Origin of the sequence: Henriciella marina (genome assembly GCF_027213945.1) — a bacterium.
In the GTDB taxonomy this organism is placed as follows: domain Bacteria; phylum Pseudomonadota; class Alphaproteobacteria; order Caulobacterales; family Hyphomonadaceae; genus Henriciella; species Henriciella marina_A.
Genome location: NZ_JAPWGW010000004.1, coordinates 342,784 through 365,056, shown reverse-complemented (window position 1 = coordinate 365,056; position 22,273 = coordinate 342,784). Strand labels below are relative to the sequence as shown.

Annotated in this window: 20 protein-coding genes; 7 read left to right on the top strand and 13 right to left on the bottom strand. The window is 57.1% G+C overall.

Annotated features, from left to right (window positions below; genetic code table 11):
- The first annotated feature begins 33 nt into the window (after window positions 1-33).
- A complete protein-coding gene (tyrS, locus tag O4G74_RS13770; RefSeq protein WP_269403177.1) occupies window positions 34-1,287 on the top strand; it encodes a tyrosine--tRNA ligase in 1,254 nt (417 codons plus the stop codon).
- Window positions 1,288-1,291: 4 nt separating this feature from the next.
- On the opposite strand, the gene hflX is transcribed toward tyrS, so the two are convergent.
- From hflX to O4G74_RS13725, 9 genes are all read right to left on the bottom strand, one after another.
- Entirely contained in the window at window positions 1,292-2,626 is a 1,335-nt protein-coding gene (gene hflX, locus O4G74_RS13765) for a GTPase HflX (RefSeq protein WP_269403176.1), read from the bottom strand.
- A complete protein-coding gene (hfq, locus tag O4G74_RS13760) occupies window positions 2,623-2,877 on the bottom strand; it encodes an RNA chaperone Hfq (RefSeq protein WP_018147228.1) in 255 nt (84 codons plus the stop codon). The genes hflX and hfq overlap by 4 nt, the downstream gene beginning before the upstream one ends.
- An 85-nt stretch (window positions 2,878-2,962) precedes the next feature.
- Window positions 2,963-4,369: a potassium transporter TrkG gene (locus O4G74_RS13755; protein ID WP_269403175.1), complete on the bottom strand. Its 1,407-nt coding sequence runs from the start codon at window positions 4,367-4,369 to the stop codon at window positions 2,963-2,965.
- 38 nt (window positions 4,370-4,407) lie between these two features.
- Complete coding sequence (trkA, locus tag O4G74_RS13750; protein WP_269403174.1) at window positions 4,408-5,781, bottom strand: Trk system potassium transporter TrkA; 1,374 nt, start codon at window positions 5,779-5,781, stop codon at window positions 4,408-4,410.
- Window positions 5,782-5,783: 2 nt separating this feature from the next.
- Complete coding sequence (locus tag O4G74_RS13745; protein WP_269403173.1) at window positions 5,784-7,172, bottom strand: sigma-54-dependent transcriptional regulator; 1,389 nt, start codon at window positions 7,170-7,172, stop codon at window positions 5,784-5,786.
- Entirely contained in the window at window positions 7,169-9,364 is a 2,196-nt protein-coding gene (locus tag O4G74_RS13740; protein WP_269403172.1) for a sensor histidine kinase NtrY-like, read from the bottom strand. Before O4G74_RS13740 ends, O4G74_RS13745 begins: the two co-directional genes overlap by 4 nt.
- A 74-nt stretch (window positions 9,365-9,438) precedes the next feature.
- The gene (locus O4G74_RS13735; RefSeq protein ID WP_269403171.1) at window positions 9,439-10,806 is read right to left on the bottom strand and encodes a sigma-54-dependent transcriptional regulator; all 1,368 of its coding nucleotides are present in this window, start codon (window positions 10,804-10,806) and stop codon (window positions 9,439-9,441) included.
- Entirely contained in the window at window positions 10,803-11,855 is a 1,053-nt protein-coding gene (locus tag O4G74_RS13730; RefSeq protein WP_269403170.1) for a two-component system sensor histidine kinase NtrB, read from the bottom strand. The genes O4G74_RS13735 and O4G74_RS13730 overlap by 4 nt, the downstream gene beginning before the upstream one ends.
- Window positions 11,852-12,802: a tRNA dihydrouridine synthase gene (locus O4G74_RS13725; protein ID WP_269403169.1), complete on the bottom strand. Its 951-nt coding sequence runs from the start codon at window positions 12,800-12,802 to the stop codon at window positions 11,852-11,854. Before O4G74_RS13725 ends, O4G74_RS13730 begins: the two co-directional genes overlap by 4 nt.
- A 160-nt stretch (window positions 12,803-12,962) precedes the next feature.
- Between O4G74_RS13725 and O4G74_RS13720 the strand changes: the two genes are divergently transcribed.
- Window positions 12,963-14,108, top strand: a complete 1,146-nt coding sequence (locus O4G74_RS13720; RefSeq protein WP_269403168.1) for a bifunctional 2-C-methyl-D-erythritol 4-phosphate cytidylyltransferase/2-C-methyl-D-erythritol 2,4-cyclodiphosphate synthase — start codon at window positions 12,963-12,965, stop codon at window positions 14,106-14,108.
- A 9-nt stretch (window positions 14,109-14,117) separates the two neighbouring features.
- Entirely contained in the window at window positions 14,118-14,609 is a 492-nt protein-coding gene (locus tag O4G74_RS13715; protein WP_269403167.1) for a CinA family protein, read from the top strand.
- Window positions 14,610-14,613: 4 nt separating this feature from the next.
- Here the strand turns inward: O4G74_RS13715 and O4G74_RS13710 are convergent, their stop codons facing one another.
- Both O4G74_RS13710 and lipA read right to left on the bottom strand, forming a co-directional pair.
- Complete coding sequence (locus O4G74_RS13710; RefSeq protein WP_269403166.1) at window positions 14,614-15,072, bottom strand: type II toxin-antitoxin system RatA family toxin; 459 nt, start codon at window positions 15,070-15,072, stop codon at window positions 14,614-14,616.
- 9 nt (window positions 15,073-15,081) lie between these two features.
- Complete coding sequence (lipA, locus tag O4G74_RS13705) at window positions 15,082-16,029, bottom strand: lipoyl synthase (RefSeq protein WP_269403165.1); 948 nt, start codon at window positions 16,027-16,029, stop codon at window positions 15,082-15,084.
- 146 nt (window positions 16,030-16,175) lie between these two features.
- Between lipA and O4G74_RS13700 the strand changes: the two genes are divergently transcribed.
- From O4G74_RS13700 to O4G74_RS13685, 4 genes are all read left to right on the top strand, one after another.
- On the top strand, window positions 16,176-17,747 hold the full coding sequence (locus O4G74_RS13700; protein ID WP_269403164.1) for an AMP-binding protein: 1,572 nt from the start codon (window positions 16,176-16,178) through the stop codon (window positions 17,745-17,747).
- A gap of 87 nt (window positions 17,748-17,834) precedes the next feature.
- Window positions 17,835-18,347 carry an ATP-dependent zinc protease gene (locus O4G74_RS13695; RefSeq protein WP_269403163.1) on the top strand — a complete coding sequence of 171 codons (513 nt, stop codon included), beginning with the start codon at window positions 17,835-17,837 and terminating at the stop codon, window positions 18,345-18,347.
- Window positions 18,348-18,386: 39 nt separating this feature from the next.
- Window positions 18,387-19,958: a UUP1 family membrane protein gene (locus O4G74_RS13690; RefSeq protein ID WP_269403162.1), complete on the top strand. Its 1,572-nt coding sequence runs from the start codon at window positions 18,387-18,389 to the stop codon at window positions 19,956-19,958.
- Complete coding sequence (locus O4G74_RS13685) at window positions 19,955-20,950, top strand: alpha-L-glutamate ligase-like protein (RefSeq protein WP_269403161.1); 996 nt, start codon at window positions 19,955-19,957, stop codon at window positions 20,948-20,950. The genes O4G74_RS13690 and O4G74_RS13685 overlap by 4 nt, the downstream gene beginning before the upstream one ends.
- Here O4G74_RS13685 and O4G74_RS13680 read toward each other — a convergent pair.
- Together O4G74_RS13680 and O4G74_RS13675 are read right to left on the bottom strand one after the other, a co-directional pair.
- Window positions 20,947-21,849 carry an SDR family oxidoreductase gene (locus O4G74_RS13680; RefSeq protein WP_269403160.1) on the bottom strand — a complete coding sequence of 301 codons (903 nt, stop codon included), beginning with the start codon at window positions 21,847-21,849 and terminating at the stop codon, window positions 20,947-20,949. The genes O4G74_RS13685 and O4G74_RS13680 overlap by 4 nt on opposite strands.
- Window positions 21,850-21,893: 44 nt before the next feature.
- Window positions 21,894-22,259, bottom strand: coding sequence for a DUF6460 domain-containing protein (locus O4G74_RS13675; RefSeq protein ID WP_269403159.1), 366 nt, complete (start codon window positions 22,257-22,259; stop codon window positions 21,894-21,896).
- Between the last annotated feature and the right edge of the window lie 14 nt (window positions 22,260-22,273).

Sequence of the window (22,273 nt, the reverse complement as noted above, 5' to 3'; positions counted from 1 at the left end):
CTAGCAGCGCCCTTCGATAATGGAGAAACCGGCATGAGCCAATACAGGTCAGACTTCCTGAGCACGCTTGAAGCCCGCGGCTTTATCAAGCAGGTCACTCATCCAGTGGAGCTGGATGCGTATTGTGCCAACGGTGTGCCTGTCGCCTATATCGGCTTCGATGCGACCGCAGATAGCCTTCACGTTGGTTCGCTTCTTCAGATCATGATGTTACGCCACCTCCAGCAAGCGGGCGGCAAGCCGATTGTCCTGATGGGCGGCGGCACCACCAAGGTTGGCGACCCCACCGATAAAGAAAAGTCCCGGCCCCTGCTCACCAACGAACAGATCGAACAGAATATCGCAGGTATAAAAAAAGCTTTCGAACCCTTCCTGACCTTCGGCGATGGGCCGACCGACGCTGTCATGGTCAATAATGACGACTGGCTGAGCAAGCTTGGCTATATTGACCTTCTGCGTGAGATAGGTGTCCACTTCACGATCAATACGATGACCAAGCAGGAAACCGTGGCTCGGCGCCTCAACAGTGAGCAGCCCTATACCTTCCTTGAATTCAATTACCTGATCATGCAGTCCTACGACTTCCTTGAACTGTTCCGCCAGCATGGCTGCCGCCTGCAGATCGGCGGATCAGACCAGTGGGGCAATATCGTTGGCGGTGTCGACCTTGTTCACAAGGCCGATGGCGGCGACGCTTATGGTCTGACAGCACATCTCATCACGACAGCGTCTGGTGGCAAGATGGGCAAGACTGCCGATGGTGCCGTCTGGCTGAACGCCGACCGGAAGTCGCCATATGAGTACTGGCAGTTCTGGCGGAATACCGAAGACGCCGATGTCGGTCGTTTCCTTCGCCTGTTCACCGACATGTCACTTGATGAAATTGCGAAGCTGGAAAGCCTCGAAGGCGCTGAGATCAATCAGGCCAAGATTTCGCTAGCGAATGCGGCCACGACCTTGCTGCACGGTGCTGACGCGGCGCAGGATGCCGAGCGCGCAGCCTCGGCTGTCTTTGGGGCGGGAAGCCGCGACGAAGCGCTTCCGACGACGGATATCGCACGCAGTGAATTGGAGGGCGGCATCCTAGTTGCAGCTGCATTCGCTTTGGCTGGGCTCTCCAAATCTAATGGCGAAGCACGCCGTCTCATCAAACAGGGCGCAGTTCGTGTAAACGACAAACTGGTCAGCGACGAGAACGCGACGCTCACCACTGCGGATCTCGGCGAGGGCGATGCAGTGAAGTTGTCCGCGGGCAAAAAACGCCACGCGCTACTGAAAGCAGTCTGATTATTCAGGAGTCGCTTTGAACGTTTAGTTCAATGGCAGAGAACTGGGACCTGAAACGGCCCTCATGCTTTTCACTTAGCCCGACAACAAGATCGGTACGGCCATCTGGCTGTACCTGTTCATCTGAAACGGCTCCATACTCGAAAAGCCAGGCCCGGGCCGCCCCCTCGCTGGGTGAAAGCCGCACAGAAAATGTCTTGAGCTCATCCTGGATTGAGTGCTGCACGAGCGCGATGAGGTCATCTATTCCCTCCCCTGTAAGCGCGGAGGTGATCACGGCTGGTGTATCGTGAAGGCCAGCGTGCGCTGATATGCGCAACGTCTCCTGAATGTCCTCAGGCAAGAGATCAATCTTGTTCCAAGCCTCAATGATTGGCGGAAGCGGCCTTTCGCTCTCTTCTTCCAGACGGCGCAGGACGGACAAGACATCCTGCTTCCGAGCCTCATCGGAGTCTTCTGAGCGGTCACGAACGTGAATCAGAAGATCAGCTTCCAACGTCTCTTCCAGGGTCGCCCTGAAGCTGTCGACAAGATGCGTGGGCAGGTCCGTGATGAAACCAACTGTATCGACGAGCGCAGCGTCGCCCAGACCTGGAAGCTCCAGTCGTCGGATAGTCGGATCCAGGGTCGCGAATGGCATGTCACGAGCAAAGACGTTTGCGCCGGTCATGCGGTTGAACAATGTCGACTTGCCAGCATTGGTATAACCGACGAGCGCAATAACCGGAAAGCCAGCATCGCGCCGTCCAGAGCGCTGAAGCCCACGCGTCCGGCGCACTTCTTCAAGGTCCGATTTTAGAGACGCGAGCTGCCGGTCCAGCATGCGCCGGTCGGCCTCAAGCTGGGTTTCGCCAGGGCCACTCAAAAACCCCTGGCCGCCGCGTTGGCGTTCCAGGTGCGTCCAGGTGCGAACGAGCCGCGAGCGTTCATAGGATAGCCGCGCAAGCTCAACCTGCAGCTTGCCTTCTTTGGTGCGGGCACGAAGACCAAAGATTTCGAGGATGAGACCGGTTCTGTCGATGACCTTGCAGCTGAGAGTCCGCTCAAGGTTGCGTTGCTGAACCGGGGTGAGGGCCGCATCAATGACGCATAATGTACACGCAGAAGCGGAAATGTCTTCTCGAAGGCGTTCGAGGATACCACCAGATAGAAGGTGAGACGCACTTGGCTTGCGGACATTTTCTGGCCGCAGAAAAGCAAGGTTGCAGCCAAGAGCTTCGACCAGACCGGAGGTTTCCGACAGCCTTTCGCGGTCGGGCCGGTCTATTGGCATAGTCCAGGGAATGATGACGCCGGCTCTGTCCGGAACCGGCGTTCTATCGATCAGTTCGCTGCTCAATCCTTGTCCGCGCTTGTTTCCTCATCAAACAGCTGCACCGGGGCACCTGGCGCAATCGTCGAGATGGCATGCTTGTAGACAAGTTGAGGTGGGCGTCCGTCCCCGCGTAGGAGAACGCAGAAATTGTCAAACCAGGTCACCACACCTTGCAGCTTTACGCCGTTCACCAGAAAAATGGTGAGTGGGGTCCGTGATTTCCTGACCGCATTGAGGAACGTGTCCTGCAGGTTCTGTTTTTTATCCGACGACATGGTCTTTATCCGTATGCTGGCGCTGTTCGCTATGCGTTTTCGCAGGCGCTATCCGGATTGCCCGTGCATTGCAAGTCCCGGCTGCCTACCGACGCCAAAATGAGATGGTCAGGAGCGGAATCAATGCGAGAACTTCCAGCCTGCCCAATATCATACCAAATATAGCCAATACTTGATAGAACGTCGCGTCTTTCAGCTGCGCCTGAGGAATTAACTGTCCTGAATTCGTCAGACTACCGAATGTTGTCGACAGCGCATCTTCAAAGCCAAGTCCGACCAGAGAAAACAGTAGCAATCCAATCGCCACGGCAATGATGTAGGCAACCAGATAGACCCAGATACCCATCAGTGTTCTATCGGACTGGATGCGCCCCCTGAATTGAAAGTGCACCAGAGATTCGCGGTATCCCATGCGCAGAAATTCCTGTCCCACCCTTCTGAAGAGGACGTAGAGGCGGGCGAGTTTCATACCGCCAGCAGCCGAAAGCGCAGCACCGCCAACCATACATGGCGCGAGTTGCACGAGAAGCGGCAAATCACGTGTGGTTTCACGCGCGACAAGTGCAATGCCGCTTGTGGACAGGCTCGAGAGGGACCAGCCAATCGCGTTGAGCCCCGTAAGACCGCAAGCGAGACCGATAGCCGTGAAGACGAAGATCGCGAGACCAAATGCTAGCGTTTCAGCATCAAACACGGCAGCGCGCCATTCGCGGTTCGCAATCTGTATCAGGAAGAAGAGGCCTAGTGTGCCCAGAACAAGACCAAGCGATAGCGCAAATGACCGTGTACCGTTCACAATGTCAGATGACGCGCTACGTGGATCGGCCAGCCCAGTTGTCAGCGCACTGACGGCGTCCAGGAATGCGGTGGCGACAGGAAGGCCTCCGACGACTTCGAGCACGAAAACGATGAGGAGGCAGACTCCAAAGTAGACACTTGTGATCCGCATCACCCGAGGCATCGAGTCGAAGAAACTCTCATCTGAATGACTGAAGAGCAGCGTCCTGTGGATGCCGGGCCCATCAAGACTGAGAGCGGCAAGCACAGTGGCCGCAAAGGTGATTGTTGCAAGTGCACCAGCCAGATGAAGAAGAGCGCGCCAGAAGAGGATTGAGTCGGGCAGCACCGTCGTCTGCGGATCGAAGACCGAGTGACCTGTCGTCGTAAGGTTGGATACTGCCTCGTGCAGCGCTGCGACCGCACTTTCATTCGGAAGCCCCATCAGGAAGGGGGGGGCGCAGGCAATCCCTGCAAAAACCCAGAAGAACACCATGAAGGCGAGACCGTCAGATGGCTGCGCCCGTCGTTGTGGTCGATCAATCATGACGATAGTCGCGGCGCAGACGGTTAGCAGAAGTGTTCCGGTTGTCAGGAAGACACGGAACTGGGCCCACTCCCCTGCGAGGACAGCAAACACCGCTGATAGAATCATCGCCATCACGAGGCCGAAACCACTAAATGCGAGCATTCGGATGATGGCGGGATAATTCATGCGAGCCGTTTGTTCTCTGTAGCCTTTTTGGGCCGATGCTAGAAGAAGTCGGCGCTGACGCGGAAGAACTGTTCTACCTTGCTGGTCATGGACCCTTCATAGAAGAGTAGCGCATGGTCGTTCGCCCTGACGGTGACATCGCTTGAAGCAAATATGACTTCGCCATCACGCAAGACGGCAGCGGCCGTGATGCCTTTGGGAAGGTCGTCATAGCCAAGTGACTTGCCAATCAGAGGCGACGTATCAAGTGTGACGCCTTCCGCGATCTCTGCGGCGCCGTCTTCCAGTGATTGGAGAGCCAGGATGCGACCCCGGCGCATCTTCATAAGGACGCGCGAGACTGTCAGTGCCCGCGGGTCGAGCACGGCATCAAGTTTCATCTCTCGTGCAAGTCCCGCAAGTTCAGGTGCATTCACCAGTGCGAGCGCCCGTTTCGCTCCCATTTGCTTTGCGAGCTTGGAGATGAGGATGTTGGTCTTGTCGTCATGCGTTGTTGCGATGACGAGATCCGCGGTTGGCGCGTCGGATTCCTCAAGGATGTAGCGAGTCAGGCCATCGCCGTGGATTACGATCGTTCGTGACAGCTCCGCCGCTGCGCGTTCGGCGCGCTCGATCTCAGACTCAATAACGCGGACCCGGACGCCAGTCTGCTTTTCCAGCCCCTTGGCGACATAAAGGCCGACATTGCCACCGCCGACGATGACGACGCGGCGCATTTCTGGCTCAGGCCTGTTGAAGATACTGTTCAGCCTGTGACTATGTGACTTCAGAACAGCGACATAGGCGGTATCGCCCGTCTTTAACTGGTCGTTCCCGCGCGGCGCGAAAACGTGCCCTGCCCTGTTGATGCCGACGATACGGGCACTCAAGCTCGGGAAGAGTCCTTGAATCTGATCAAGCGCAGTATCGAGCACTGGACTGTCATCCAGAACCTCAATGGCAACGAGCTGAACGTCGCCGCGACCGAAGTTTACGCTCATGATTGCGCCCGGCGTGCTGAACCGCTGAAGGATTGCGTCTCCGACCTCGATTTCCGGAGAGATGACCAGGTCAATGCCAAGCCCTTCACGAGAGAAGAGCTGGCGATAGCCGAACTGAAGATACTGCTGGGCTCGTATGCGTGCGATCTTGTTCGGAATATTGAACAGCGTATCGGCCACCTGACAGATGACCATGTTGATTTCGTCCGAATAGGTGACGGCGATGATCATGTCACAATCATTGCCGCCTGCAGCTTCCAGCACCTCCGGATGCCCCGCATGGCCAACGACGCCGCGAACATCGAGCTCGGTCTGCACAACATCGATCAGCTTCGTATCCTGATCGATCATCACGATGTCGTGGTTCTCAATAGCGAGACGCCGCGCAATGCCCTGGCCGACCCGCCCGGCTCCGCAGATGATAACGCGCATGGCTAGATGTCCGTCCGTGAAGCTGACGCATTCACACCAAGTGCTTTAAGCTTTCTGTGAAGGGCTGAGCGCTCCATGCCGATGAACTCGGCCGTCCGTGAGATATTGCCGTCAAAACGGGTGATCTGTAGCGACAGATACTCCCGTTCAAATTGCTCCCTTGCATCGCGCAGGGACAGACCGACCAGATCGGCAGAAGCAGTCGGGCTGGCGCCCTTGGATAGTCCACTTCTTTCCTGTGGCAATTCATCGACCGAGACCGGTCGTTTGGCGTCGTGCGGCGACAGGATAAGGATGCGCTCTACGAGGTTCTTGAGCTGTCTCACATTCCCGGGCCAGTCCATGGACTGAAGTACGGCGATGGCCTCAGCAGAAAACGTCCGTGCATTGAGACCAGAGCTGTCTGCAATCCGGCCCGTGAAATGATCGATCAGAGCGGGAATATCGTCACGTCTTTCAGCGAGCGACGGTACTCTGATAGGCACCACGCTCAGTCTGTAGAAAAGATCCTCGCGAAAGCGCTGCGCGTCGATTTCTTCTTTAAGATCCTTTGTCGACGCCGACATGACGCGCACGTCGACGTGGACGTCGGATTTTCCACCAACCCTTTGAAAACGTTGCTCTGTCAGTACGCGCAGGATCTTGTTTTGCGTGCCCAGCGGCATGTCCGCGACTTCGTCCAGCAGCAGTGTGCCAGTATGGGCTTTCTCGAAGAAGCCAATCCGCCGTGGACGTCCGTCATGATCCTCTTCGCCGAACAGCTCCTGCTCCATAAGGTCAGGCGCGACATTTGCTGCGTTCACCACGACGAACGGGCCGTTCTGCCTGTTGGATTGCGCATGGATCAGGCGGGCAGCGAGCTCTTTGCCCGCGCCGGCAGGTCCGGTCACCAAGACTCGTGAATTGGTCGGGCCGACCTTGTCGATAGAGGCGCGAAGCGTTGCTGCAGCCTGGCTCGACCCGATCCAGTCGTCGCTGCTGACAACCATGTTTCGAAGCGAAGCGTTTTCGCGCTTCAATGAGGTCGACTCAATTGCGCGCGCCACAAGGTGAAGCAGACGGTCTGACTTGAAAGGTTTTTCGATGAAGTCATAGGCACCACGCCGAATGGCAGCGACGGCCGTCTCGATATTGCCGTGGCCGCTGATCACGATGACGGGGATCAGCGGATCAATGGATTTGATGAATTTCAACACGGACAGGCCGTCCATGTCGCTGCCCTGCAGCCAGACGTCGAGAATGATGAGGCCCGGTGCACGTTTGCGCACTTCCTCAAGCGCCTTCGCAGCTGTAGCCGCGCTGCGCACTGCGTAACCTTCATCTTCAAGAACGCCGGAGATCAGGTCCCTGATATCGGGTTCGTCATCGACAACAAGAATGTCCGTGGTCATGAGAGAGCCTCCGTGGTCTCTGGTTCGGCGAATTCGTCGAGATTGGCCTGTTTTGGCAATGTGATCCTCACCTTCGCGCCGCTGCGAGTCTCGTCGCGCTCCTGCAGCTGGATCGCTCCGCCATGATCGACAATGATCCGGTTCACGATAGCAAGTCCAAGGCCAGTACCTTTTTCTCGCGTGGTCACATAGGGCTCGAGCAGGCGCTCACGGGCCTCTTCCGGAAAACCTGGCCCGTTATCTTCAATGATTATGGTGATTAAGTCTTCGGTATCCTCAGTCCTGATCTCGATTGCGCCCTGAGCTTCGTCAGCTTCGGGGCGACGCTCGATCGCCTCGGCAGCATTCTTGACGATATTGCCAATTGCCTGACCGAGAAGTCTCTCATCTGCAGAAATTATGAGCGGTTTGCGCACGTGATTAATTTCGACTGCAATGTCCGGACTAACCACCTGTTGCGAGAAACCGGTTTCATCGATCAATTGAGCCAGATCGAAACTCTCAAGGGTTGGCTTCGGCATTCTGGCGAAGCCCGAAAACTCCTCGACCATACGCCCGATATCACTCACCTGCCTGAGGATGGTGTCCGTACACTTATCGAACACCGTATCATCTTCCGGAATGTACTGGCTGTAGCGTCGGCGAATGCGCTCAGCAGATAGCTGGATTGGGGTGAGCGGGTTTCTAATCTCATGCGCAATCCGCCGGGCGACATCACGCCAGGCGAGCTGGCGCTGCGCCGTAACGAGGCGTGTTGCGTCATCGAATGTCAGCACGAGGCCGCCTGTTGAGTCGCGCGCCGCTTTTAGCCTGAAATGACGCGCCCCACCGGCCGTTCTCATGTCGAGCGACGCATCGATGGGGAGCCGCGTTGCCATCGCCTCTTCAACATGCGGCATAAACGCTGGAGCGATCTCTGACAGGTGGCAACCTTCAACTGGCGGCTCGGCCTCAAGAAGTTTCTGCGCTGATGGATTGGCCAGCGTAACGATGAAGCTCTCATCGATGCGGATGACGCCGGCACTTACTTCCTCGAGCAGCGTTTCGAGGAATAACCGCCTGTCCTCGGCTTCCTCACGTGCATAGATCAGTGCGGAGCGCTGCGCACCGAGCTGTTCTGTCATGACATTGAACGAACGCGTCAGCGCGCGCACTTCATCCTCGCCCTGCGGAAGTGGCACGCGGATATCAAGATCGCCGTCACGTACCGACTGGGCGGCGTTCGCGAGCCGGCCGATCGGACCGGTGATGCGGCTTGCCGCCTCCAAGGCAAGGCGGATGGCCATCAGCAGGACGAGCGCCACAATCTGTCCGTAGGCAACGAAAAACAGCGCCTGGGAGCGCGAACTCATATCGCCGGCGATACGGTACTCCTCCAGCGCCTGCTCTGCCCGCCGAAGGCGCGCAAAAGCGTCTCGATCCAGGGGCTTTGCGAGATAGAGATAAGCATTCTCCATCCCGCCCAGCTTGATAAGGGACGTGGTGAAGCCTTCCGCCTCGAAAAGTGAAAGATAGACCTCTCCAGCGTCAGCTTCATCGAACATGTCAGACGTCGGGCGCCGGTAGAGACTGTCATTGGATGCATTCTCGCCAATCGCGAGCGGTCGGCCCTCACGATCGATAACGTAACCCACCCGCATGTTCCGGATAAGTGCCTGCATGCCGAGGTAGGACGAAAAGGCCTCAGGTTCTTCCGTCAGACCTTCGAGCGCGTTGTTTATATCCGAGGCCGCAAGACGCGTATCCTCTTCAAGGGCGTCGCTATACTCATCGACGTTCTCGCGCGCGACCGTGGCCGTCTGCTCTACAAGCGTGAAAACCCGCTCGCCAAACCAGGTATCGAATCCCCGGGAGATAGCGGCCCAAAGGAAGACCGACACAACCAGCGCCGGAATGACGGCGGAGAGGCTGAAAAGCAGTAGGAAGCGGCGTGCCAGCCGATTGCCCTCTGCACCCTTCTCGAGCGTACGCGAAGCGCGATAACGCTGCACCACGATGATGCCGAGCGTAATGATGATGAGCGTGTTGGCGATGATCATCGCCTGAACGTCGCGGCTGACGGGCTCGATCGGATCCATGCCCGATACGGCAACGAACGTTACGGCCGCGGCCAGGAATGCTGCCACAAGGAAAAGCCACTGGAACAATGCCCAGCCTGATCGCGGCTTTCCTGGTGCGGTGGTGTCGACCAAACTGTACCTCGCTCGTGCGGCTGTGTTCAAACCGCAACACTGAGGCCATAAAGCAACACTTGTGCCATGGTCAATTAGTCGTCTGCGAGACCCAGCTGGTTGATCCGCGACCGAAGGGTATTCCTGTTCACACCAAGTAGCGCCGCAGTTCTGAGCTTGTTACCCGAAGTGACTGACAGGGCGAGCTTTATCAACGGTCGCTCGACCTGCTCCATGATCTTGCGATGGATGTCACTGTCGTCCGGGTCTGCCTGTAGGAGGTCAGCCATGACGTATTTGTGGAGCAGCGTCTCGACCTCCTTCTCGAAGTTGCCGGAAGACGAAATGTCTTTCAGAGCTTCTGACCGAAGCTCCCGCTCGACATCGCGCTGGGATATGACGGGGTCTGGGCTGAGTGCAGCGAGGCGCATGATGAGGTTCTCAAGCTCCCGCACATTACCTGGCCAGTCATACGCCATGATCAGATCCATAGCCGCTGGTTCGACCTGTTTGTTGGGCAGCCCCTTACGCTGGGCACGGATCAGGAAAGCTCTGACGAGCTCTGGAACATCTTCCTTGCGCTGTCTCAGTGGCGGCATGAAAACGCGGACGACATTGATCCGGTAGAACAGGTCTTCCCGGAAGCGCCCTTCTTCCACGAGCGCGCTCAGCGGCTTGCGCGTTGAGGCAATGATCCGGGCGCTGCCGGCCTCACGCATGAGTTTCACAAGCTGGGTCTGCGCCTCGGCAGGAAGGTCACCAATCTCATCCAGATACAGCGTCGCGCCCGGGTCGAAAGCAATGCCAGGGTTTTCTGGCGTCCCGAACAGATCCTGGCTGATGCGGTCAGTCGGCATAGCCGCAAGGTCTAGCGCCTTGAAAGGCCCCTTCTTGTCGCTCTGAAGCTCATGAATGGCTTGAGCGGCCAGTTCCTTACCGGTTCCCGACTCGCCCTCAATCAGCACTGTAAGGTCGGTGTTCATCACCCGAGAAATGATCCGGTAGACTTCCTGCATCGGCTCTGATCGTCCGATCAGCGGAAGGCTCTGATCGCCATTTGATTTCAAGGCTTCAGTCGCGGCGGCGTCCTTGCGCAGCGGTGCTTTCAAGGCGCGCCCTACAAGACCCGTCAGCTGATCAATATCAAAGGGCTTCGGAAGATAATCGTATACGCCGTGGCGCGCGGCGGAAGCGGCGGTCAGAATAGTGTTTTGACCACTCATCACGATCACGGGAAGGTCGGGGCGCGCCAGTCGTATAGATGGCAGAACTTCGAATATGGCGGTATCGCCAAGATAAACATCTGTGACAACGACATCGCCTTCACCATTACGCACCCAACGCTCCAGCGCATCGACGGAACTCGTGGCGCGAACCTGATAGCCGGCGCTCACGAGTGTCTGGTTGACGACAAGCCTGATACTGGCATCGTCTTCGGCGAGCAGGACGGTTTTCTGTGTCATTGGACGATATCCCGTTTCATAGGCAGGAAGACCGAGAACTTGGTCTGCCCCGGTTTGCTCTCGACTTTTATGCGCCCCTCATGGGCGGCGACCACCTCGGAGACGACGCTCAGTCCAAGACCCCGTCCGCCCGCCTTGGTGGAGCTGAACATGTCGAACATCTGGTCACGCGTTTCAGAACTGATGCCCTTGCCATTGTCTTCGATCGTAATGCGGATTGCACGCTGAAGGCGTCTCGCATTGCGTTTGCTGGAGAATGCGAACCCTGTCTCAAACGCTGTCTGAAGCGTGACTTGCCCCTGGCCAGCGGTTTCGCTTGCCGCTTCGGCTGCGTTGCGCACGATATTCTGAAAGGCTTCGTGAAGGTGATCCTCGTCGCCTAGTATTTCCGGTAGCGATGGATCGTAGGCACGCTTCAGCATGATCTTTCCACCATGCGCAGCCTCTTCTGCGATCAGGATCTTGTCCAGCAATTGATGAATATTGAAGCGGTCGCGCCGCGGCGCGGAGAATAGCTCGAACGCAGAGAGCCGACTGACCAGACGCTCTATCCGACTTGCTTCGCTCTTGATGATCTCCAGCAGCGGAATTTCGTCATCCCTGGCATTGCGCAGCAGAAGTTGGGCAGCACCCGAAATGCCCGCAAGCGGGTTCTTTACTTCGTGGCCTAGAATACGACCGAATCCCGAAATCCCTGCGGCGCTGTCAGACGGATCGCGTACCAGGGCTTCAGCAATGGCAAGAATGATTGAGCCATCCGGTCCAGGTCTGAGACGGATATCATATAGCTTACCGCGCACCGCAGATGGGCCGGCGATCGTCAGGCCATGAGAAGAGATATCGCCTTCCTCGCTCGTCACCCGGTCGAGCAGCTCAAACAAGGGCGAGTCATGATACACGAACTCACTCAGGTTGTGTCCCTGCAAGCTTGCTAGCGAGTGACCAAGGATGATCTGTGCTTCGGTGTTCGCCGATATGATATTCCGGCGGTTGTCGATCTGAAGGATAGCGACGGGAATAAGATCCGAGAGGTTGGTCTTCTCGCTCATGCTGCGACCTGCGCGCTGTCCGCAAAGAGTTCGTTGAGGAACGCGTAGAGAGGCTTCGCCTCATCAAAGCCGCAAGCGCGCGCACGCAACTTTCGCCGCACGTCCACGGTCCAACTAGTGTCGAGATGGTCTACCGCTGCCGAGATGTGTTTGCGCACGATGCGGAGGCCAAGAGCTTTGCCATAGAGAGACATGCTGTCTTCGACCTGCTCGATCAGGCTATCGAGTTTTTCTGTTTCGCTCGGCTCTTGCCAGTTATCCCTTCCTGCAAGGTGTGCTGAGACCTGACCAAGCAGCCAGGGGCGTCCCATAGCTGCGCGTCCGATCATCACGCCGTGCGCACCTGACTGCAAAAGCGCCGCGTTTGCCGTCTCGCTACTTTCGATATCTCCATTGACGATGACGGGAAGTTCGATGGCGTCGACTGTTTCGTGAACGCGTTCCCAGTCAGCTGTACCTTTGTAGAACTGACAACGCGTTCGGCCGTGTACCGTAACCATGCAGAGCCCCGCCGCTTGCGCGTACTGTCCTAGCTCGGGCGCATTCAGCATTCCATCGTCCCAGCCGAGTCGCATCTTCAGGGAAACAGGCCGACCGCCTGCCCCTTCCAGGGCGGCATCGATTATTGCCTTGGCAAGGTCCGGCTCTTTCATAAGCGCAGACCCTGACTGACCGCCGGTAACCTGCCTCGAGGGACAGCCCATATTGATGTCGATTTGATCTACGCCGGAGTCGGCGAGCAACTCCGCGCCGCGTCGCATATCTTCGGGACGGCGGGCAGCCAGTTGGACGATCCAGCGGCCCCGGCCTTCATGTCTGCATGTGCGCCGCACAACATCTGGGCGCGCGGCCGCCAGCGTCTCACCTGCAACCATCTCTGATACGACGGCCTCCGCGCCGAAGCGTACGGCCTGTCTACGAAAAGCCGCATCTGTCGACCCTGACATAGGGGCCAACCAGACGCGTTCTGCCAAAGATTGGGGCACTTGTTCCATCAGCTCAGTTTGAACACTTTTTTGCTTTGCACAATAGTTGCGCAGTAGTGGCAGCGACGCTGCAACAAATGATGTGGCCAATCTGCATCAGCGGGGGTAAGTCCCTGCTCTTATGAGTATTCATGCCATTATCGTCGCCGCGGGCTCGGGCAGCCGGACTGGTCGAAAACTGCCCAAGCAGTTTGAGTACCTTGCGGGCAAGCCAGTCTATCGCTGGTCGCTCGACACATTTCTTTCAGACAGTCGCGTAGACCGTGTCACTCTGGTGCTGCCTTCTGATCATATCGAGAGGATTGCCACCCAAACGCAGAGCGATGAACGGCTCGTTCTTGTTGCAGGTGGCGACGACCGAACCTCTTCAGTGCGCAACGCGGTCGACGCGATCTCACCTGATGCGAATGACATTATTCTGGTCCACGATGCTGCGCGACCCGGCCTGCAAACTAGAACGGTCACAGCTTTGCTAGAAGGTTTGACTATGCATGACGCTGCGGCCCCTGCCCTGCCGGTCATAGACGCTTTAAAGCGGCAAACTGACGGTACGCTGCAGACCGTCGATCGCTCAGACCTCTACCGCGTACAGACGCCCCAGGCATTCAGGGCTGGTATTCTCTCATCTGCGCTGGCTGACAAATCCGGCAGTTTCATGGATGACCTCGAAGCGGTCGAAGCGCTGGGCGCAAAAGCAGTGTTGGTCGAAGGGGACGAGCGGCTCTCCAAGATTACCTTTGCCGATGACTTTGAGAAAATGGAGGCAATGATGACGGGGCAACAGACTGAATTCAGGTTTGGTACAGGCTTCGACGTCCACGCGTTCGAGCCAGGCCCGGGCGTCACGCTTTGCGGTGTTTTCATAGAGCATCACGCGCGCCTCAAAGGGCACTCAGATGCTGACGCCGGCTGGCACGCTTTGACGGATGCAATTCTCGGCGCAGTAGCCCTTGGAGACATCGGCGATCATTTCCCTCCATCTGATGATCGCTGGAAAGACGCTGATTCCGGTGTGTTTCTAGGCCACGCAATCAAGCTCGCACGTGAAGCCGGCTGGCAACTTGCTCATTGCGATATTACGCTCATCTGTGAGACGCCAAAGATCAAGCCTCACCGCGAGACGATGAGGCGGCGGACAGCCGAAGTTACAGGGCTTGATCTCGACGCCGTCAGCATAAAGGCCACGACAACTGAGGGCATGGGCTTCACAGGGCGCCGCGAGGGAATCGCTGCACAAGCCGCCGCAACGCTTTGCAAGACCACCTAGGAGAAACAGATGTTTCCAGACCGCCTCCGCAACCTGTGCCTCCTGACGATGGATGAAGCGCGCGAGCGCCGCGTAAAGATAACGTCTGCCGAGTCCTGCACCGGTGGCCTCATTGCAGCCTTGTTCACCGAATTCTCAGGCTCATCGGACGTATTTGAGCGGGGCTTCGTCACCTATTCCAATCGGTCCAAGGAAGAAGTGCTCAACGTGCCGGGTGATCTCATCGCTGATTACGGTGCGGTCTCCGAAGCCGTAGCCAGGCTGATGGCGGAAGGCGCGCTGGAAGCCAGTCGTGCAAATCTGGCAATTGCCGTAACGGGTATTGCCGGTCCCGGTGGAGGCACGCCCATGAAACCTGTCGGCACGGTTCACATCGCCTGCGCCCGCGAGAATAAGGCCGTCCTTCACGAGGCCTGCTATTTCGGAGATATCGGACGCCACGAAGTTCGCATGGCCACAATCGAGGCTGCGCTGAACATGATACGCCAGCAGATTCCCTGAGCGCCTAGGTACGCCGCGCGCCGTACCTGCGATCAGCCTCATCAATAAATGATTTCATGATCTTGTTCACCGCAAGAGACGTGTTCGCTTTAGCGAGGAGCGCGAGAACCGGATTGCGGAACTCATAATCGATGAAGAAGTCGACCACCGTTCCTAGCTCGCCATCAGCTGACATTTTCCATCTGTTCTGGAGCTTCTTGAACGGACCGCGTGCGAGCGATACCTCAACGGTCTTGTTGGCGTCGTCAGCGGCAACATCAGTGGCAAACCGCTCGGAAAAGCCCTTGAAGCCTACATCGACTTCGCCGCGATACTTGCGAACTCCATCCTCTTCGCGTTGCCCGCTGACCTTCATGGTCCGTATCCACTTTATGAATTCCGGGTAGCGCTGAATGTCGGCGACCAGATCGTACACCTCATCGGCGCGATGCTCGATCACAAGCTGTTTGGAGAGGCGCGGCAAAGGCTGCTCCTACTGATTAGCGGCCAGTCTCGCCGCCTTCATTTTCGCGAAGTCCTCATCAGCGTGATAGCTGGATCGTGTCAGCGGAGAGGCCGACACCATGAGGAACCCCTTCGAGCGCGCAATCTCTTCGTAGGAGCGGAATTCATCAGGATGAACAAAGCGGTCTACGGCGGCGTGCTTGCGCGTTGGCTGAAGGTATTGACCGATCGTCAGAAAATCGATGCCGGCGGACCGCATGTCGTCCATTACCTGCATGACTTCTTCCTTCGTCTCACCCAAGCCGACCATGAGACCCGATTTGGTGAACTGGTTCGGATCGCGCATCTTCACGCGCTCAAGCAAGCGCAGGGAATGATAATAGCGCGCGCCGGGGCGGATCGAGAAATAGAGGCGCGGAACAGTCTCAAGATTGTGATTGAAGACGTCCGCCCGCGCATCAATGACCGCGTTCTCCCAACCATCCTTGCGAAGAAAGTCGGGTGTCAGGATCTCGATCGTAGTGCCGGGTGACGCCTCACGAATGGCGCTAATTACATTCACAAAATGCAGCGCACCACCATCTTCAAGGTCATCGCGGTCTACCGAAGTGATAACGACGTGCTGGAGCCCCATTTCCTGAACCGCCTCAGCAACGCGGCGCGGCTCATCCTCGTCAACGGGCGAAGGCTTGCCGGTCGATACGTTGCAAAACGAACAGGCGCGAGTACAGACTTCGCCCAGAATCATCATCGTTGCGTGCTTTTTTTCCCAGCACTCGCCAATGTTTGGGCATCCAGCTTCCTGACACACCGTTACGAGGCCTTTGGACCGCACGATCTCCTGCGTATCGCGGAAGCCCTGGCTCGTCGGGGCCTTCACACGTATCCAGTCGGGCTTGCGCAGCACGGGCGTATCCGGCCTGTTGCGCTTCTCCGGATGCCGGAATTTCTGCTTGCTCTCGATCAGTGTAACCATGCGGCATAGATGGACCGACGAGCCCCCGTCATCAAGCTGCAATATCGCAAGGCCGCAATGACCTGCTGCCCTGAGCGAGTTGCCTTTATCACCCTCTGTGACATTTTGTGACACTGAGTTTAAAAATCACAATGCCGAAGCTTGCCATGACATCAGTTCCAGAACCGATCCCATTCAGCCTGAAACGAACGCGGACCGACATCTTTTCCGCCTTTTTGCGGGCCCGGAAGGAGTTTGGCGGTTCAACCGTAGCCATAGTTGATGGCGATGAGCGCGAACTGACTTACACAGAGATTGCCCGGGCTGCCTTCGCGCTTGGTTCGGCGATTCGCGGCAAGACAGCGAAAAACGAAGTACTCGGCATCATGCTGCCTACTGGCGCAGGTGCCGTGATCGCTTTTCTTGCTGTCCTCGCGGCCGGTCGTATCCCGGCGATGCTTAACTTCACGGCGGGCTCGGCAAACATTCGCTCGGCCATGCGCGCGGCTGAGGTGTCTAAAATCATCACAGCTAACAAGTTCATCGAACTCGGAAGCCTCGAGCCACTTGTTGAAAGTCTGAGTAAGGACGCGGAATTCATCTATCTTGAAGACGTGCGTGAAAACCTGTCGCTTGCCGACAAGGCCAGGGGTGCCGTGGGTCCTATGCTTCCATCTCTCGTCTACCAGGGGCCAGACCATAAGAAGACCGGCGTTATCCTGTTTACCTCTGGCACGGAGGGAGAGCCTAAGGGTGTCGTCCTGAGTCACCAGAACATCATCGCCAATGTGGAACAGGTGCGCGCGCATATCGGTCTCTCGCCTGAGGCGGACTCAGTGTTCAATCCGCTGCCGACTTTCCATTGCTTTGGCCTGACAGTCGGCGCGCTGCTACCGCTCATCGCTGGCGTGAAAGCTGTATTTCACCCTACCCCACTTCAGCCGCGCGAAATTGCCAAACGTATCCGACAGACCGGTTCAACCATCCTGCTCGCGACCGACACTTTCATTTCCCAATACGCTCGTGCAGGCGAGGAAGGCGACATGAACAGCGTCCGTCTCGCTGTATGCGGTGCTGAACGCGTGCGCGATGAAACCCGCCAACTGGTTCGCCGCAAATTCCAGATCGAGATCCTCGAAGGTTATGGCGCAACGGAAGCCTCGCCAGTAGTCGCGGCAAACAGCGTTGAAATGAACAAGCCCGGCACTGTGGGCCGCCTTATGGCCGACATGAAATATGAGCTTTTGCCGGTCGAAGGCATTGAGGATGGCGGCAGGCTTCGCATTCGCGGGCCGAACATCATGCAGGGCTATATGCGGGCTGACAATCCGGGAGTGCTGGAGCCGCTAGACGAGGGCTGGCACGACACCGGGGACATCGTGGCAATCGACAAGGACCGCTGCATTCGCATCCAGGGCCGCGTAAAGCGTTTTGCGAAAATTGGCGGCGAAATGGTCTCACTGGCGGTTGTTGAGAATTGCGCCAGCGCTATCTGGCCGGATGACATGCATGCGGCGGGCGCAATTCCTGACCCGCGCAAGGGCGAACAGGTCGTGCTTCTTACGACATCAGGAGAAGCGAACCGAAGCGAGATACTGGCCTGGTCACAATCGCATGGCGTTTCGGAACTTTCCGTTCCCCGAAAGGTCTATCATGTCGATGACATACCGGTGCTTGGGACCGGCAAGATTGACTATGGCGCCGTGAACCAGCTGGTTCGCAAACTCAACGATGCCTGAGCGTCAAAGTTAGATGCGAATTTCGCCACGCGAAAATCACATTCTTGCTGTTTACAGCGCCAGATAAACAAAGGCAGGCAAGAATCCATGTTGCGTAAACTTCTCATCGCTACTTCCATCATAGCTGGAATGACGTTCAGCGCCGCTGCAGATACCGACAAAAACGTCCTCGGCTGGCTCGAACACGTGCGGATCGCCGATCTTGATATTCAGCTTGATGCCAAGCTTGATTCAGGCGCCAAGACCTCCTCCATCCACGCCGTGATTCTCAATGCGCCCTCCCGCAACGACTGGGACGACGAAGACAAGTCGCGAGACATCGTTTTCAAAGTCATCAATGAGGATGACGAAGAGCGGACGATCGAGACAGAAATCGTTCGCTGGGCTGCCATCAAGACCAAGCGTGGCGGACTGATCCATCGTCCGGTTGTTGAGCTTGAGTTCTGCCTTGGTGGCCTTCTCATCGAAGATGAGGTCACGCTCGCTGACAGGGGCAACTTCAACTACGAGACCCTGATCGGCCGCAATATGCTTGAAAAGGCAAACATCGTCGTTGACGCAAGTGAAATCTATACGAAGCGGGCACGTTGTTCTAAGTAGTCGGGCCGTTGGGGTTAAAGGGCGACTCGGAGCTGATTTTTGAAACGCACTCAATTGCTGATTATCGTGGGCGCGCTTATCGCGGCCGCGCTCGGCATCTTTTCGTACAAGGTCACGCGCCTCGGTTTTCCAGTCGTGCCGAACCTCGATTCAGATACATGGACGATTGAGGCGAAAGTTTCGTTCCGCGGGCGCGGCGACCCGGTTACCCTCCGTCTCGCCCTTCCAAACTCCGAGGGCCAGTTCACCGTTGTAGACGAGACCTTCGTTGCTTCGGGCTTTGGCGTTGAAACCGATACAACCGATACCGGTCGTCAGGCGGTTTTTGAGCGCCGTGCGCAAGATGGAAGTGCTGTTCTGTTCTATAGTGCGAAGCTGATTGCGGTTGATCAGCGCTATTCCAGTGACGCCCGCCCCACGCCTGAAGCGGTATCTGACTACCGTCGATCCGAACGCCGACGCGCGATCGAAGAAAACGCGACACCGCTTCTGGTCGCACTTGATTCGATCCTCACAGAGGCGCTTGAGAAGTCGGCGGGAGAGCGCAGCTTTATCACGCAGCTGGCCCGCCTCAGCGCCGACGAGAGTGATGACCGTATCTCCACGATTATCGAAGGCGGCCCCCCTGAAATATCGAACGCGTCCGACAGGCTTGTATTCCTGCTGAACGCAGCAGGTACGCCCGCCCGGCATGTTCAGGGCATTATCCTCGATACGGACACCCGTCAGGCCCCCCTTACCACTTGGGTAGAGTACTGGCTGGGTGAAACTTGGGTCAGTGCGAACGGCACCACTGCGGAGCCCCTGAACGATGCCCGCACCCTTCCCATCGTCTATGACAGACAACCGATTGTTGCTGGTGATGGCTTCAATCGTGTCGGCGTATCCTGGTCAGTCGCCCGGAACTTCGAAAGCCAGCTATCTCGTGCCATGGAGCGCGGCTCTGAATTTGCGCCCTGGGTGAACGCGACGTCCCTGCTCAGCCTGCCGATTGATCTTCAACTCGTTTTCCGCGTGCTTCTGCTGATCCCGCTGGGCGCTTTGATCATCGTTATTCTCAAACAGGTTATCGGCATGCCCGCCTTCGGCACGTTCATGCCCGTGCTGATTGCGCTCGCATTCCGAGAGACCCAGCTGTTTACCGGTATCGCTCTCTTTACCGGCATTGTGGCTGTCGGCCTGATGCTTCGCGCATACTTCAATCAGCTTCAATTGCTGCTGGTCCCACGTCTCGCAGCGGTCCTGATCATCGTGACATTCGTGATGATGTTCATCGCGCTTGCTGGTGAAGCAATGGGAATTCAGACCGGCCTCTCGATCTCACTCTTTCCGCTTGTGATTATCACGATGACCATTGAACGCATGTCGCTGACCTGGGAAGAAGACGGCGCGACAGAAGCAATGAAGAAAGCGCTCGGATCACTCGCAGGCGCCATACCGGCCTATTACATCCTTACCAGCGAATACATTGAACACTTTGCAATCGTATTCCCTGAGCTGCTGCTCATCGTGCTCGCTGTCGTGCTGCTGCTCGGTCGGTACACTGGTTACAAAGTGACGGAGTATTACCGCTTCAAGGTCCTGGCAAATGCAGGTGACAAGACCTCATGATCGGTTTCGGTCCGATATCGAAATTAGCCAAGTCCGGCGTGCTCGGCATGAACAGCCGGAACCTGGACTTCATCGCGGCTTATAATCCGAGGCGCTTCTACCCTCTCGTAGACGACAAGGTCATCACCAAGAAGCTTGCCATCGAAGCAGGCGTGACGGTGCCAGAACTGTACGGCGTCATACGATATGGCGGCGAGATGAACCTGCTCGGAAGGATCGCAGAAAAGCATCGTTCTTTCGTTGTGAAGCCTGCAAATGGGTCAGGCGGCGGCGGCATCATGGTGTTCAACGGCGTGGCGAAGACGGGACTGCGCCGCATGAACGGCCAGATCATGCTATGGTCCGACATCCGCTACCATTTGAACAATATGCTGAGCGGTATGTTCTCGATGGGTGACGGCTCGGATCAGGTGATGGTCGAAGAACGCCTCGTTCCACATTCGGCCTTCTCGAAGCTGGCATTTGGCGGGGTGCCTGATGTCCGCGTCATTGTGTTTCGCGGCGTGCCTGTAATGGCGATGTTGCGCCTTCCCACCGCCGAGTCGGACGGGAAGGCAAACCTTCACCAAGGCGGCATCGGTGCGGGCATCGATCTAATTACTGGCGTTACGACACGCGGCGTTCAGCATAATGACTCGGTGGATGTCCATCCCGATTTCGAAACACCAGTCCGGGACTTCCAGGTGCCGTCCTGGCCGGAGATACTCGACCTCGCCAGTCGTCTCGGACATCATATCGGCCTTGGCTATGTCGGTGTGGACATTGTCATCTGTGAGCACAAGGGACCAACTCTGCTAGAGCTGAATGCCCGTCCTGGTATTGCGATCCAGACTGCAAATCTTCGCGGCCTGAGACCGCTCCTACTACCGATCCACGAGCTTCCTTCAGTACCGGAAGATGTGAAACAGCGGATCGAAATCGCTCACGCCAACTGGAACGGTGAATCCCTGGAGCGATTTCTCGCCCCAGGTGAAGAAATGCGCCGCCACTAGACCGTGCGCGCCGCCTTGTCCTTGTCATTTTGAGCTTCAATCGCGTCGCGCGCAGCTTTCCACTCCTCATCGCCCCATTGCGTAAGCTGGGCGAAATTGCCGCCCGATGCGTTGTACATCGCCCCATCAATTGCGATCGTCTGGCCGTTCACGTACTCAGCCCCTGGCGCCATCAAGAAAACGGCAAGGTTCACCAGCTCATGCATCTCTCCAACGCGGCCCATCGGGTTTGCGGCGCCTGAATCGCGACGCTCGGCGCCCTCAGTCTCGGGCGACAGCCGTTTGGTCATCCCTTCGGTCGGGAATGGTCCGGGCGCAATCGCATTGAAACGAAGGCCGTAACGACCCCACTCAACGGCAAGGCTTTGCGTCATGGTATTTACCGCAGCCTTGGACATGGCAGACGGGACCACGAAAGGTCCCCCATTCCAGACCCAGGTTGTCAGGATGGACGTCACGTTTCCGCGCAGCTTCTGTGCGATCCAGCGTTTGCCGATATCGTGGGTCATATAGAAGCTGCCACGAAAGACGATGTTCGAGATCGCGTCGAAGCCGCGAATGGAAAGGTCTTCGGTCCTCGAGATGAAGTTGCCCGCTGCGTTGTTCACGAGGCCGGTCAACGCGCCATGCTTTGACCATATCGCATCATTCATATCCGTGATGGCTTCGGCAACGCGGATGTCGCAGGCGTGAGGCACAACCTTACCGCCATGGCTGGACATGAGCTCTTCAGCAGTATCTTCGCAGACCTTGCCGCGACGGCCACAGATGTGAACTTCGGCCCCCAGTTTCAGAAAGCCTTCTGCCATTTCCTTGCCGAGACCAGTGCCGCCGCCGGTTACAAGAACCCTCTCGCCGTCCATGAGGCCCGGCTTGAACATCAGCTTGTCTATATCCACGAATAGTCTCCCTTTATATTTTCAGGAGAGCTTAGTTCGCAAAGCTATTTTCGAAAGGGCAAACTGGCCAGGCGCCATAAAAGAAACGCCGGCACCACGATTGCCGCACCTGCAAGGAAGGGCTTCCCGAGCGTTCCGACCAGCCACAGGACAGATTGGAAAATGCCCTGTATCACGCTCCAGACTGCGCCTCTCAAATTAAGTCCGTCACTGTTCGGATCGAAATTGAGGGAGAGCAGGAATAGGCCGAGCACCACACTCACAGCAGTCAGTCCGGCAATCTGCAACAAGCCGACCGAAAACAGCCTGCGCTGAAGTGAGCGTTGAGGCTTGGGAGCCCGCCCGGCGTCCCGGACGGGATCGCCTATCTTGGTAACGACCGGCGCTTCAACCGGGTCTGTCTTCGCCATTACCTCAATGCCCC

What these genes read in the sequence shown, in the direction of transcription:
- O4G74_RS13700 (WP_269403164.1), top strand. Translation starts at nt 16,176, where the DNA reads ATGACATCAGTTCCAGAACCGATCCCATTCAGCCTGAAACGAACGCGG.
- O4G74_RS13715 (WP_269403167.1), top strand. Translation starts at nt 14,118, where the DNA reads ATGTTTCCAGACCGCCTCCGCAACCTGTGCCTCCTGACGATGGATGAA.
- O4G74_RS13725 (WP_269403169.1), bottom strand. Translation starts at nt 12,802, where the DNA reads ATGTCAGGGTCGACAGATGCGGCTTTTCGTAGACAGGCCGTACGCTTC.
- trkA (WP_269403174.1), bottom strand. Translation starts at nt 5,781, where the DNA reads ATGCGCGTTATCATCTGCGGAGCCGGGCGGGTCGGCCAGGGCATTGCG.
- O4G74_RS13730 (WP_269403170.1), bottom strand. Translation starts at nt 11,855, where the DNA reads ATGAGCGAGAAGACCAACCTCTCGGATCTTATTCCCGTCGCTATCCTT.
- tyrS (WP_269403177.1), top strand. Translation starts at nt 34, where the DNA reads ATGAGCCAATACAGGTCAGACTTCCTGAGCACGCTTGAAGCCCGCGGC.
- O4G74_RS13695 (WP_269403163.1), top strand. Translation starts at nt 17,835, where the DNA reads ATGTTGCGTAAACTTCTCATCGCTACTTCCATCATAGCTGGAATGACG.
- O4G74_RS13745 (WP_269403173.1), bottom strand. Translation starts at nt 7,172, where the DNA reads ATGACCACGGACATTCTTGTTGTCGATGACGAACCCGATATCAGGGAC.
- O4G74_RS13675 (WP_269403159.1), bottom strand. Translation starts at nt 22,259, where the DNA reads ATGGCGAAGACAGACCCGGTTGAAGCGCCGGTCGTTACCAAGATAGGC.
- O4G74_RS13735 (WP_269403171.1), bottom strand. Translation starts at nt 10,806, where the DNA reads ATGACACAGAAAACCGTCCTGCTCGCCGAAGACGATGCCAGTATCAGG.
- hfq (WP_018147228.1), bottom strand. Translation starts at nt 2,877, where the DNA reads ATGTCGTCGGATAAAAAACAGAACCTGCAGGACACGTTCCTCAATGCG.
- lipA (WP_269403165.1), bottom strand. Translation starts at nt 16,029, where the DNA reads ATGGTTACACTGATCGAGAGCAAGCAGAAATTCCGGCATCCGGAGAAG.
- O4G74_RS13755 (WP_269403175.1), bottom strand. Translation starts at nt 4,369, where the DNA reads ATGAATTATCCCGCCATCATCCGAATGCTCGCATTTAGTGGTTTCGGC.
- O4G74_RS13685 (WP_269403161.1), top strand. Translation starts at nt 19,955, where the DNA reads ATGATCGGTTTCGGTCCGATATCGAAATTAGCCAAGTCCGGCGTGCTC.
- O4G74_RS13720 (WP_269403168.1), top strand. Translation starts at nt 12,963, where the DNA reads ATGAGTATTCATGCCATTATCGTCGCCGCGGGCTCGGGCAGCCGGACT.